General features: G+C 41.6%; 11 protein-coding genes. 1 reads left to right on the forward strand and 10 read right to left on the reverse strand.

Going from position 1 to position 13883, the window contains the following annotated elements; genetic code table 11:
- Window positions 1-22: 22 nt before the first annotated feature.
- The gene (ftsH, locus tag ABIS04_RS14290; protein WP_137226239.1) at window positions 23-1996 is read right to left on the reverse strand and encodes an ATP-dependent zinc metalloprotease FtsH; all 1974 of its coding nucleotides are present in this window, start codon (window positions 1994-1996) and stop codon (window positions 23-25) included.
- Window positions 1997-2041: 45 nt separating this feature from the next.
- Window positions 2042-2671: a 23S rRNA (uridine(2552)-2'-O)-methyltransferase RlmE gene (gene rlmE / locus ABIS04_RS14295; RefSeq protein WP_137226237.1), complete on the reverse strand. Its 630-nt coding sequence runs from the start codon at window positions 2669-2671 to the stop codon at window positions 2042-2044.
- Between the two features lie 90 nt (window positions 2672-2761).
- Between rlmE and yhbY the strand changes: the two genes are divergently transcribed.
- On the forward strand, window positions 2762-3064 hold the full coding sequence (gene yhbY / locus ABIS04_RS14300) for a ribosome assembly RNA-binding protein YhbY (protein ID WP_137226235.1): 303 nt from the start codon (window positions 2762-2764) through the stop codon (window positions 3062-3064).
- A gap of 75 nt (window positions 3065-3139) precedes the next feature.
- On the opposite strand, the gene secF is transcribed toward yhbY, so the two are convergent.
- From secF to ABIS04_RS14340, 8 genes are all read right to left on the reverse strand, one after another.
- A complete protein-coding gene (secF, locus tag ABIS04_RS14305; RefSeq protein WP_140234880.1) occupies window positions 3140-4063 on the reverse strand; it encodes a protein translocase subunit SecF in 924 nt (307 codons plus the stop codon).
- Window positions 4064-4067: 4 nt separating this feature from the next.
- Window positions 4068-5879 (reverse strand): protein translocase subunit SecD, encoded by a 1812-nt coding sequence (gene secD / locus ABIS04_RS14310; RefSeq protein ID WP_350431477.1) that lies wholly within the window; start codon window positions 5877-5879, stop codon window positions 4068-4070.
- 144 nt (window positions 5880-6023) lie between these two features.
- On the reverse strand, window positions 6024-6611 hold the full coding sequence (locus tag ABIS04_RS14315; RefSeq protein WP_350431478.1) for a hypothetical protein: 588 nt from the start codon (window positions 6609-6611) through the stop codon (window positions 6024-6026).
- A 399-nt stretch (window positions 6612-7010) separates the two neighbouring features.
- On the reverse strand, window positions 7011-7487 hold the full coding sequence (greA, locus tag ABIS04_RS14320) for a transcription elongation factor GreA (RefSeq protein WP_137226226.1): 477 nt from the start codon (window positions 7485-7487) through the stop codon (window positions 7011-7013).
- A 229-nt stretch (window positions 7488-7716) separates the two neighbouring features.
- Window positions 7717-10938 carry a carbamoyl-phosphate synthase large subunit gene (gene carB, locus ABIS04_RS14325; protein WP_350431479.1) on the reverse strand — a complete coding sequence of 1074 codons (3222 nt, stop codon included), beginning with the start codon at window positions 10936-10938 and terminating at the stop codon, window positions 7717-7719.
- A 22-nt stretch (window positions 10939-10960) separates the two neighbouring features.
- Window positions 10961-12118 (reverse strand): glutamine-hydrolyzing carbamoyl-phosphate synthase small subunit, encoded by a 1158-nt coding sequence (gene carA, locus ABIS04_RS14330; protein WP_140234884.1) that lies wholly within the window; start codon window positions 12116-12118, stop codon window positions 10961-10963.
- Window positions 12119-12291: 173 nt separating this feature from the next.
- Window positions 12292-13104, reverse strand: a complete 813-nt coding sequence (gene dapB / locus ABIS04_RS14335) for a 4-hydroxy-tetrahydrodipicolinate reductase (RefSeq protein WP_137226222.1) — start codon at window positions 13102-13104, stop codon at window positions 12292-12294.
- An 84-nt stretch (window positions 13105-13188) separates the two neighbouring features.
- Entirely contained in the window at window positions 13189-13806 is a 618-nt protein-coding gene (locus ABIS04_RS14340; RefSeq protein ID WP_137226220.1) for an FKBP-type peptidyl-prolyl cis-trans isomerase, read from the reverse strand.
- Window positions 13807-13883 lie beyond the last annotated feature (77 nt).

Here is a 13883-nt window from a genome sequence, read left to right on the forward strand (position 1 = left end):
TTTTCTTTATTCACTAAATTAATTATTTAGCTGGTGATTCATCCGCATCATTCGAATCGGCTTTATTGTCGACTTTAGTGTCGGTTTTAGCGTCATCCACTGGCGTTTCAACTTCAGACTTAGGCGTGGTATTGCCATTGTCTTTATCGTCAGATGATTCATCTTTTTGCCATTCAGCTGGCATACGCACTTCACGTCGATGCATTAAATCATCAATTTGTAACGAATCAATCGTTTCGTACTTCATCAATGCGTCTTTCATCGCATGTAAAATATCCATATTTTCTGTCAACATGGTTTGTGCACGTTGATAGTTTTTATCGATAAACATTTTGATTTCAGAATCAATTAATGATGCAGTATCACCAGACATGGCATTTGATTTACCCATACTGCGTCCTAAGAAAACTTCATTTTCTTCTTCGGCATAGAGTAATGGACCCAGTTTGTCTGAGAAGCCCCATTGCGTAACCATGTTACGAGCAATGGAAGTCGCGTATTTTATGTCTTGTGAAGCACCAGTAGACACTTTTTCACTACCATAGATAAGCTCTTCGGCTAAACGTCCACCGTAAGCAACGGATATCTGTGATTCCAATTTGCGACGGCTTTGACTAACAGCATCAGCTTCAGGTAAGAAGAAAGTAACACCTAATGCACGTCCTCGTGGAATAATTGTCACTTTATGTACTGGATCATGTTCTGGCACTAAGCAACCAACAATAGCATGTCCGGCTTCATGATAAGCCGTCATCTCTTTGTCTTCTTCAGACATCACCATAGAACGGCGCTCAGCACCCATCATGATTTTGTCTTTAGCACGTTCAAACTCTTCCATACCGACTACACGACGATTACCACGAGCAGCAAACAACGCAGCTTCGTTAACAAGGTTTGCTAAGTCTGCACCTGAGAACCCTGGGGTACCGCGGGCAATAACACTTGCTTTAACATCGTCCGATAAAGGCACTTTACGCATGTGTACTTTAAGGATTTGTTCACGACCACGAACATCGGGTAAACCGACCACAACTTGGCGGTCAAATCGACCTGGACGAAGTAGTGCAGAATCGAGTACGTCTGGACGGTTAGTTGCCGCAATGACAATAACGCCTTCATTACCTTCGAAACCATCCATCTCAACCAGTAACTGGTTCAATGTTTGCTCTCGTTCATCGTGACCACCACCAACACCTGCACCACGTTGGCGACCTACGGCATCGATTTCATCGATAAAGATAATACATGGAGCTGATTTTTTGGCTTGTTCAAACATGTCACGAACACGAGAAGCACCAACACCGACAAACATTTCCACAAAATCAGAACCTGAAATGGTAAAGAATGGCACTTTGGATTCACCAGCAATAGCCTTAGCTAGCAAGGTTTTACCTGTACCAGGCTGTCCAACCATTAACACGCCCGTAGGAATACGACCGCCTAATTTTTGAAACTTGGTAGGATCACGTAAATAATCAACCAGTTCTTTCACTTCTTCTTTTGCTTCATCACAGCCAGCAACATCAGCGAATGTGGTTTTAATTTGGTCTTCGCTCATTAATTTGGCTTTACTTTTACCAAATGACATTGCGCCCTTTCCACCGCCGCCTTGCATTTGACGCATGAAGAATATCCACACCCCTATGAGCAATAACATTGGGAACCATGAAATAAATATTTGGGTTAAAAAGCCTGATTCTTCAGCCTCTTGCCCTTTCATGTCGATACCCTTTCTATCTAGATCATTAATTAGATCTTGATCATAAATCGGCATGATAGTGGTGAACTTTTCACCAGTACGCTTTGTCCCTTCAATGGTTCGTTGGTCGCTTTTTATTTCGACCTTGTTAATTTGACCATTTCGAACATTGTCCAAAAAGGCGGAATAATCCATCTTCTGCGTATTCGAAGAAGAGGGGGAATAACCCTGAAACACTGACATCAGCACAACAGCGATGACAACCCAGAGTATTAAATTTTTAGCCATGTCACTCAAATTACTCGACCTCTTAACAGTCCTGCGATTATTAACGTTAGACTACTACAACTTGTAACCAGTCGCCACTAGATAGACTTCTCGAGAGCGCGCTCTAGAGGAGTCTGGTTTACGTGTTTTAACTACTTTAAATGCCTGTTTGACTGTTTTCATGTAGTCGTCAAAGCCCTCCCCCTGAAAGACTTTAACAGCAAAACAGCCATTAGGCGCCAACACTTGGTGACACATATCTAGCGCTAATTCAACTAAATACATAGCCCTCGGTTGATCAACAGCACCCGAACCACTCATGTTCGGAGCCATATCTGATAGTACCACATCCACTTTATCTTGACCTACACGCTCAAGCAATGCTTCGAGTACTTTGTTTTCTCTAAAATCACCTTGAAGGAAATCCACACCAACAATGGGGTCCATTGGTAAGATATCACACGCGATAACTTTGCCTCTATCACCCGTTAATTTGGCAGCCACTTGTGACCAACCACCTGGTGCAGCACCTAAATCAACAACAGTCATCCCCTGTTTAATCAAGTTATCTTTTTGTTGGATCTCTTCTAACTTAAATGCTGCACGTGAACGTAGGCCTCGTTTCTGGGCCAGTTTCACATAGTGATCATCAAAGTGTTCCTGCATCCAACGACTTGAACTTGCCGTTCGTTTTTTTGTTGTCATTTAAATTCCGCAACGATTCAGAGTTACATAAGCTCTATATAAGGGTAGAATACGCGTTTTTCAACAGTAACTCAGCAAAAGTTGGTAAAAATGAACTTAACAACCAAACAAAAACAGCATTTAAAAGGTCTGGCACACAGTCTAAAACCAGTGGTGCTGCTTGGTGGCAATGGACTAACTGAAGGTGTTCTGGCTGAAATTGATAGCGCTCTTACTCATCATGAATTGATTAAAGTGAAAGTAGCCTCTGCTGACAGAGAGCTTAAAAATGCCATCGTTGACGCCATTATTCGTGAAACGCAGTCTGCGAAAGTGCAACTTATCGGTCATGTATTAGTTCTTTTCCGCCATTCGGCAGAAATGAAGATTGCTTTGCCAAAAGCAAAAAAATAACGCGATATTTGAATTCAAAACAAAAGCCGCTGATTTCAGCGGCTTTTTTATGAAGAATAATTCATACGCACATATCTATGGAGTATCAGGCACGGGTGCCACTATATAGTGTTCAGCTTTTAATCCTAAAAACTCAGGCAAGGTTGCTCCAACCGAAATTGATGACCATGTACCGGTTAAAATACCGATAAACATCGCAATAGAAAACCCTTCAAGCGGCGATCCTCCCATAATCCACAAAGCCACAACCGTTAATAAGGTCGTGCCGGATGTGACCATGGTTCTTGAAAACGTCGATTTAACGGCAAGATTATTAATATCAGTAATATTCCATTGCGGCTTAACAATAAGTTGTTCACGGATTCGATCGGCAATAATAATCGAATCATTTAACGAATAACCTAAAATAGCCAGAATAGCCGCCAACACGGTTAAATTGAATTCCATTTGACTCAGAGCAAAAAAAGCCAATACAAACACTACGTCATGCATTAGCGCAAATAATGCGCCTGAAGCTAAACGCCATTCAAATCGAAAACTCAAATAGACCATGATACACAGCATAGCTATCAATAATGCCAGTCCACCTTGTTCAACTAATTCTTGCCCTACTTGTGGTCCAACGATGCTACTGTTTAATATCTTAATGTCACTATTTAAAGGTGCTAATACAGCTTGCAGTTCTGGGCGTTGATTTTCATCTGGAATATCTGCGTATCTCAATACCCAACGCCCGGCCTCTCCGGCCGAAATAACACTAACCTCTTGTTGATATGCAGCCGTCATTAATGGTTGAATTTCACTTGCTGTAATAACCTTATCTAATTGCACTTCGGTGACAACACCACCGGTGAAATCGAGCCCCCAATTAAAACCTTTTGCGCCAATTACCGTTAATGAAAACAACATCAACACAATGGATATCATGCTTGATGTATAACGCCATTTGGTAAAAGATTGCAGTTGATTTGAGCTGTTATTTAAAGGATTTGAGTTCATTTGATTACACCTTAATTGCACGACGACTATCACGGCCATAAACAAGATTAATTAATGCCCGAGAGGCAAAAATACCAGTAAACATACTGGTTAATAAACCTAACCCTAGGGTTAAAGCGAAACCTTGAATGGGACCATTGCCAATTGAAAACAGCACTATAGCAGTAATCATTGTGGTGAAATTAGCATCAAATATAGTTGATATGGCACTATCGAATCCCACATCAATTGCACTGGCAAAACTCCGACCTTCTGCTATTTTTTCTTTAATCCGCTCAAATATAAGTACGTTCGTGTCTACTGCCATACCGACAGTAAGCACTAACCCCGCAATACCAGGTAAGGTTAATACCGCACCAGGAATAAGCGCTAACAATCCAAATAGCATCACCATGTTGGCAATTAACGCCACATTAGCGACCCAGCCTAAACGACGATACCAACACGCCATAAATAATAATGTCACCGCCATACCTAATGCTAATGCCGCAAAACCGTTAACGATGTTTTCAGCACCTAAACTGGGGCCAATGGTCCGCTCTTCAACAATCGTAACAGGCGCAGTCATTGAGCCAGCCCTTAGCAGTAATGCAAGCTGCTGAGCTTCTTGATGGCTTCCTGCACCTGTTATTTCAAAACGATTGCCTAATTGGCTTTGAATGGTTGCTACACTGATTATCTTTGTCGTTTGTATGGCTTTACCTTGATCATCACGGCTGAACTCGCTGTATGCGGTTGCCATAGGCTTGCCTATATTGTCGCGAGAGAAGTCCGACATTAGCATACCACCCGCAGCATCAAGGCTGATGTTCACTTTTGCCATACCAAAGTCGCCGGTAGCGGCACGAGCATCAATAATGTGATCACCGTTAAGTACCGGGCTTCTGTTAACATAAACAGGTTTATTTTGTTCGTCGTTAAAGACAATAGCATTGACCGAACCTGTCTGAACTACAGGGTAAAATGCTAAACTTGCAGTGGCACCAATGACATTTTTAGCCGTGGCGGGGTCTTGCACACCAGGCAGTTCAATGCGAATACGATTTTCACCTTGACGCTGTACTAATGCTTCGGTAATCCCTAACTCTTCAATCCGGCTACGCATAATTTGTAAATTTTGCTGAACCGTTAAATTCGTTAACTTGATTTGCTCATTTTCAGGTAAACTCACATTCAGTGTTTGTTGGTGCCCACTCACTTGCCACAAAGGATATTTCTGAGCAATAAATTGCCTTAATTGCCCACGAACATCGTCATTAACGACATTGATAGCTAATGCCGCACCCTCGCCTGAATCCACTGACACTCGGCTAAAGTGTTGTTCTCTAACAAACTGTCTTATGGCATCGCCAATCATCACGGCTTGATTTTTAAATACGAGGTCAAGATCCACGTCCAGCAGAAACTGCACGCCTCCTCGAAGATCTAATCCTAACTTGATGGGTTTAACACCTAAATCTAATAACCAATTTGGGGCAGCAGGTGATAACGCTAAAGTCACTTGGGCTTGTTGTCCAAACTGCTTAACTAAAGCCTCTTTAGCTTGTGTTTGGGTATCGGCATCAGCTAATATCACCAAGACATTGTCTAGTTGCTGATCAATGCGTTTACTGTTTATGCCAGCTTGTTGCAATGTATGGTGGATTTGTTCTGTTGTCAGTGAATGTTGCGATTTAACAGCAAGCTGAACCGCAGGTTCTTCCCCAAACCAAGAAGGTAATGCACTCAAAAACAGGACACTTAGGGTGATAATTAAAAGCCAATATTTCCATTGAGAATAATGATTTAATCTACTATTTTTTGATGATATTTTCATAACGCTTGATCCCACAATATTGAGGCCATTTAAGCCACAATCTAAAATGCATAGTGAGTGATGAACAGTATTGACCTAAATCATCGACCCACAGTAAAACTCATTAGCAAAGCTAATGACATTTATCATTAATGCAGGATTTAGTTAGCAGGTGTGAGCGTGAACGAAAAGTAAATTAGACTCTTTCCAAGCTGAAAGTCTTGAGGGGGCTGACGCGGTTGACAATGTCCAGTCCAATTGGGGACTAAAATTAATTTGATAACCTATGGTTAAGCTCGGTACTGGTGGAGAAACAAATTCATAAGCCAACACATAATTAGGGTTTGTTTCGTCGGGTTGATGCTGAGCTATGCTGATATATCGTGCAGAATAAGTGGGCACATAATGGACATCGTTTGAATTAGGTGGCTCAGAGATAACATTCGTTGATGACAGATCTCTAGCGTAGTCCAATATTGAGCTGCTCACATCAGTAAGAGTGTCGCTAAGTACAGTAGATAAGTCTACATTCGCATTTTCAATTGAAGAAAAGGTAGTATCAGAATAAGTATTGCTTTGCGGTTCACAACGGCGTTCCTTTGACGTTAAGTCCTGATCATACGAACAAGAATGACTATAATATGAATCAAATGGCATAGATGCTAAAACTAGCACACGACTATTGGTAAGGAAGATTGAACACAACCCCACAATAATCAGCATTAGCAATATACGAGCCCATGGAAACGTCATAATGACCTTAAGTTGCAAATCAATTTATTTATCATACAAAGCTATGCACTTATCTTACAAAGCTATTTACTTACTTTTACAGATCAATATAGTTATTTACTAAGTAACATCAGAAACAACACATCAACTTAACACATGCCGAGAATATCCATTGCACCTTTAATCTGCAAATGAATTTTCATCCATGTTCTATGCTTTATACCAATAATTATCCAATATCTGATCTGTTTAAATATTCATTACAGTAAACAAAAAAAGCACTAAATAATGTTATTTAGTGCTTTCAGTTAGACAGTATTGTTTTAGTTTGGATTGAATTTGTCCATAAGAGGCCTTTTCGTCTTAAACCGAGGCATTAATAACAATTTATCAATATTCCAAATGGCAATAAACGCTCATTTAGAGGTATTTAACCGCGATAATTTCATAGTCAGTTAATCCGCCAGGCGTGGTTATAGAAACCTCATCACCTTCGCTTTTACCAATTAATCCACGTGCAATGGGCGAATTAACAGAAATTAAATTATGTTTAATATCGGCTTCATCATCGCCGACAATGCGATAAGTCACTTCAGCATCGGTATCAATATTTAAAATGGTCACAGTGGTGCCAAAAATGACTCGTCCAGTGTTTTCCAGTTTAGTGACATCAATAATTTGAGCGTTAGATAACTTACCTTCAATATCGCGAATACGCGCTTCACAAATTCCCTGATCTTCACGGGCTGCATGGTATTCGGCATTCTCTTTTAAATCGCCCAACTCACGTGCAGAAGCAATTGCTTCTGTAATTTTTGGACGGCGATCGAACTTTAGCATTTCAAGTTCTTTACGTAATTGGTCTGCGCCAACTACAGTCATTGGGACTTTACTCATAATGACTTTGTCTCCTTTAAAAACAAAAGCATCCCGTGCTGACAAAAGTCAACACAGTAAAAATTTAGTTGGAAGTACGCAACCGACTTAGCGTGCGTATCTAGGATGCATCTTTTCGATGATGACAACAGCTTACCTAAGCTTTTACAGACTTGCTAGTCATGCTTCATCAAAATGTCATAAAAAAGGTCGCCAAATGGCGACCTTAATCACGACCACACAGTAAAAATTAACTTTTTATACGTTTGTGTAGCTCTTGTATAGAAGTCACCTTGACACGATCATCTGCAGCATGCGCTAAACAGGTCGCAAAGGCAGCATTCAATGTCGTAGTATAATTGACTTTATAACGCAATGCACCACGACGGATCTGTCGAGAATCGACAATCGCTTGACGACCTTCTGTAGTATTAACAATGTAGGTATATTCGCCATTTTTAATACGATCAACAATGTGTGGACGACCTTCATGTACCTTGTTAACCAAGCGAGGATTAATCCCTGCTTCGCCTAAGATAATCGCGGTTCCATGAGTGGCATCAATTTCATAACCTAGCTCAATTAGCTTAGAAGCTAAATCGGCAACGCGTTTTTTATCACTGTTACGCACAGATAATAACGCACGGCCCGACTTAGGCACTTCAGATGTGGCACCAAGCTGGGCTTTTGCATAGGCTTCAGCAAAAGTATCACCCACGCCCATCACTTCACCAGTTGAGCGCATTTCTGGGCCTAATAGCGGATCAACACCTGGGAACTTATTAAACGGTAATACCACTTCTTTCACAGAGAAATACGGTGGAATCACTTCTCTAGTGAAGTTCTGTGAAATTAAACTTTGGCCAGCCATAACTCGTGCTGCTATTTTAGCTAGCGGCACGCCTGTCGCTTTAGACACAAATGGGACTGTACGTGCGGCACGCGGATTAACTTCAATCATATAGATTTCGTTATCTTTTACTGCAAACTGCACGTTCATCAAACCGACCACGCCTAATTCAAAAGCCAGTTTAGACACTTGATCACGCATTCTCGCCTGAATATCAGCACTCAAGGTGTAAGGTGGTAATGAACATCCTGAGTCACCAGAGTGAACCCCAGCTTGTTCAATGTGTTCCATAATGGCACCAACCACCACAGTCTCACCGTCACACACTGCATCAATATCCACTTCAATCGCATCATCTAAGAAGTGATCAAGTAATACTGGCGATGCATTAGATACTTTGACCGCTTCGTTAAAGTAGCGGAGTAAATCTTGCTTATCGTATACAATTTCCATCGCACGACCGCCCAATACATAAGATGGGCGAACAACCAAGGGATAACCAATTTTTTCAGCTTCAATCACAGCACTTTCTACAGTAGTTACTGTCGCATTTTCAGGCTGTTTCATGTTCAAACGTTGAATCGCTTGTTGGAAACGTTCGCGGTCTTCTGCACGGTCAATTGCATCCGGGCTGGTACCAATAATCGGTACGCCTGCTGCTTCTAATTCTCGTGCTAGTTTAAGGGGAGTTTGACCACCATACTGTACGATTACACCTTTTGGTTTTTCGATACGCACGATTTCGAGTACGTCTTCAAGCGTGACGGGTTCGAAATATAAGCGGTCAGATGTATCGTAATCGGTTGATACGGTTTCAGGATTACAGTTCACCATAATGGTTTCATAACCGTCTTCGCGTAGTGCTAATGCTGCATGAACACAGCAGTAATCGAACTCAATCCCTTGTCCAATACGGTTAGGACCGCCACCCAGAATCATGATTTTTTCACGGTTCGATGGGTTAGCTTCGCACTCATCTTCATACGTTGAATACATGTAAGCTGTATCAGTTGAGAATTCAGCTGCACAAGTATCGACACGCTTATAAACTGGGTGAATTTCATGACGTTGACGTAATTTACGAATTTCGCTTTCATTCACACCTAACACATCGGCTAAACGCGCATCAGAGAAACCTTTACGCTTTAATTGGCGTAAGTAGTTTTGCTCTAATCCTGACATCCCAAGCTCAGCGACTTTTGCTTCTTGGGTAATCAAATCTTCAATTTGAACCAAGAACCAATGGTCAATATTAGTTAGCGTGAAGATATCATCACGGCTTAAACCTGCACGAAATGCATCTGCGATGTACCAAATACGGTCACAACCCGGTTCTTTTAATTCATGGCGAATACGTTGTATGGCTTCTGGAGATTGTAAATCAACAATCGGATCAAAACCGTTACGACTCACTTCAAGGCCGCGTAACGCTTTTTGCAATGATTCTTGGAAAGTACGGCCAATGGCCATGACTTCACCCACAGACTTCATTTGAGTCGTTAAACGGTCATTTGCACCAGCAAACTTTTCAAAGTTAAAACGTGGTATTTTGGTCACAACATAATCGATAGCAGGTTCGAACGATGCAGGTGTTTTACCGCCTGTAATATCGTTACTAAGCTCATCTAATGTGTAACCAACAGCAAGCTTAGCGGCAATTTTAGCAATAGGGAAACCAGTCGCTTTAGACGCTAGAGCTGATGATCGTGATACTCGTGGGTTCATCTCAATAATAACCATACGGCCAGTATCAGGACAAATACCAAACTGTACGTTTGAACCACCAGTTTCAACACCGATCTCACGTAAAACCGCTAAAGAAGCATTACGCATTAATTGATATTCTTTGTCAGTTAACGTTTGTGCTGGCGCAACCGTAATTGAGTCACCAGTGTGAACGCCCATTGGGTCAAAGTTTTCGATAGCACATACGATAATACAGTTATCGTTGCGGTCACGAACCACTTCCATTTCATATTCTTTCCAACCAATTAATGATTCATCAATCAATAATTCGTTAGTTGGCGACAAGTCTAAGCCTTGAGAACAAATCTCTTCAAACTCTTCTTTGTTGTAGGCAATACCACCGCCGCTGCCACCCATGGTGAAAGACGGACGAATAATACAGGGGAAGCCCACCATATCTAATACGCCATAAGCTTCATCCATATTATGAGCAATACCCGCTCGCGGGCAGTCTAACCCAATGGATTTCATCGCTTTGTCGAAACGGCTACGGTCTTCAGCTTTATCAATCGCATCAGCTGTCGCACCAATCATTTCAACATTAAATTCTTTTAGCACACCTTTTTCTTCAAGTTGAAGTGCGCAATTTAGTGCAGTTTGCCCACCCATTGTGGGTAGAATTGCATCAGGTCGTTCTTTAGCAATGATGTTACGTACCACTTCCCAATGAATTGGCTCGATATAGGTTGCATCAGCCATTTCAGGGTCGGTCATAATCGTTGCGGGATTAGAGTTGACCAGAATCACGCGATAGCCTTCTTCGCGAAGCGCTTTACAGGCTTGTGCACCTGAATAATCAAACTCACACGCCTGCCCAATAACAATTGGACCGGCACCTAGGATAAGAATACTTTTTATATCTGTACGTTTTGGCATTGCGTCGTCTTCTCCCAGATAACTACTTAGCGTGCTGACGGTATTGTTCAATTAGCTCGATGAAATGATCGAACAGCGGCGCGGCATCGGTTGGCCCAGGACTCGCTTCAGGGTGTCCTTGAAAGCTAAACGCTGGTTTATCCGTTAGGTGAATACCTTGTAATGAACCATCAAATAACGACTTATGCGTAACCTTAATATTTGCAGGCAATGTGGTTTCATCTGCAGCAAAACCGTGGTTTTGACTGGTGATCATCACGTTGCCTTTTTCAATATTGCTCACCGGATGGTTTGCACCATGATGACCAAACTTCATTTTTAAGGTTTTCGCACCAGAGGCTAAAGCAAGTAATTGATGACCTAAACAAATACCAAACACTGGAATGTCTGTTTTTAAAATTTGTTGTATGGCTTCAATTGCATAATCACATGGTTCAGGGTCGCCAGGACCATTTGATAGGAATATTCCATCAGGCTTCATGGCGAGCACATCTGCAGCAGATGTTTGCGCTGGTACTACCGTTACATCACAACCACGATCAACCAACATCCGTAAAATATTACGTTTTACACCGTAATCGTATGCGACAACTTTATACTTGAGTTCCGATTCTGGTGTTTCAGACGGTAAACCACCGACTAATTTCCAGCTACCGTTGCGCCATGTATAAGCTTTATCGGTGGTCACTTCTTTAGCTAAATCCATGCCTTTCAAGCCAGGGAATGCTTTCGCTTCCGCTAGTGCTTTTGCTTCGTCTAGGTCTCCAACCATAATACAACCGGCTTGAGCGCCTTTTTCACGCAAAATTCGAGTTAGTTTGCGAGTATCAATATCAGCAATACCAACCACATTATTCGCTTTTAAATAATCGCTTAATGATTGTTGGTTGCGGAAATTACTCGCCATAAGCGGTAAGTCACGAATAATTAAGCCACATGCATGAACCGAATCCGATTCAGTGTCTTCATCATTAGTACCTGTGTTACCGATGTGAGGATAGGTTAATGTTACTATTTGGCGTGAATATGAAGGATCCGTAAGAATCTCTTGGTAACCTGTCATTGAAGTATTAAATACCACTTCACCAACAGAGATACCGGTAGCACCAATTGCGGTGCCAGAGAATACGGTTCCATCTTCGAGTACGAGTAAGGCAGACTGTGTCAACGCGACCTCCAGAAAAGAGCCAAGCCACTTAAATTATGTGTTTTTTATTTTGTATGAATTGTCTATTTTCGATAAAATCCAAAATTTCGACAAATTCTATCGATTGTATAAGAAATTAGCTTTTACGTCTATATTTTACAGGATTGTTTTCAAAAAAAAACACCAACATTTGGTGTTTTCATTATCTAATTCAATCCTAATACTTGTTGCATGTCATACAGACCAGCATTTTGATCTGAGAGCCAAAAAGCCGCCCTCATCGCCCCATTAGCAAAAGTCATTCGACTCGATGCTTTATGGGTTATTTCCAAGCGTTCGCCTATATCAGCGAACATAGCGGTATGTTCACCGACAATATCTCCGGCACGAACCGTTGCAAAACCAATGGTATTACGATCGCGTTCACCAGTAATGCCTTCTCGCCCATAAACTGCACATTCATCTAAATCACGGCCTAATACTTCAGCAATGATCTCGCCCATTTTTAATGCAGTACCAGACGGAGCATCTTTTTTATGACGGTGATGTGCTTCGATTATTTCGATATCGGTATAATCACCCATGACTTCTGTAGCCAGTGCGAGTAATTTCCACATCACATTCACACCCACAGACATATTCGGAGCTAACACCACGGGTACTTGCTCTGAATAGGCATTAATCTGTTCTTTTTGAGCATGATTAAAACCAGTGGTACCAATAACGATTGCTTTATGGTTTTTTGCACACCAATCAAGGTGAACAATTGAAGATTCTGGTGAGGTAAAATCAATTAACACGTCAAAGTCGTTGACGACTTTATCTAGCGAATCGGTAATGGTAACGTTCATCGCACCAACACCAGCAAGCACACCAGCATCAATACCTATTAGACTTGACCCAGTACGCTCAATCGCGGCGCCAAGTACGATAACGTGTTGCTGTTTAGCAGATTCAATCAGTGTACGGCCCATACGGCCACTGGCACCAACTACAGCAATTCTCACTTTTGCAGTCATTTCATTCTCCCAGCGTTAACTAAAAGTAAATCTAAAAACAGCATATACAAAAACGCCTAAGTTAACTTAGGCGTTTTTAATAAACTAGATAATATCTAACAACTCAACTTCGAACACCAAAGCTGAGTATGGCGGGATGGAAGCACCCGCGCCACGCTCACCGTATGCTAGGTGATGTGGAACATATAATTTAAGTTTGGTTCCAACTGGCATTAACTGTAATGCTTCAGTCCAACCAGCAATAACACCTGATATCGGGAATTCAGCAGGTTCGCCACGAGCAACAGAACTGTCGAATACATCACCATTGATAAAAGTACCATGATAATGAGTACGAACAGTTGAATCGTAAGTTGGTTTCTCACCTTCGCCTTGCACAAGCACTTCGTATTGAAGACCAGACTCAGTAACGGTAACACCATCACGCTTAGCATTTTCAGCTAAGAATGTATCACCTTCGGCTGCAGCAGCTTCTGAAGCAGCTTCTTGAATTTCTTGTAAACGACGACTGATCTCAGTAAATGCAACTTGAAGCTCTTCCATTGATACTGCGCTTTCTTTACCGGCAAATGCATCAGCAAGACCAGCTTGAACAGCAGGAATATCAATACCGTCAAAAGAATTGGCAGCTAATTGCTCGCCCATTTGACGACCTACACCGTAGCTTGCATGCTGTTCCATAGTGCTGAACAAATCTGACATAATAATTTTCTCTCAATAAACATAAAAAATTCGCACCAGAGTTTATCACAATTAATCCTGGTAATGTTGGCAAAAAC

The sequence above is a fragment of the Shewanella sp. H8 genome, from assembly GCF_040285065.1.
GTDB lineage: Bacteria > Pseudomonadota > Gammaproteobacteria > Enterobacterales > Shewanellaceae > Shewanella > Shewanella polaris.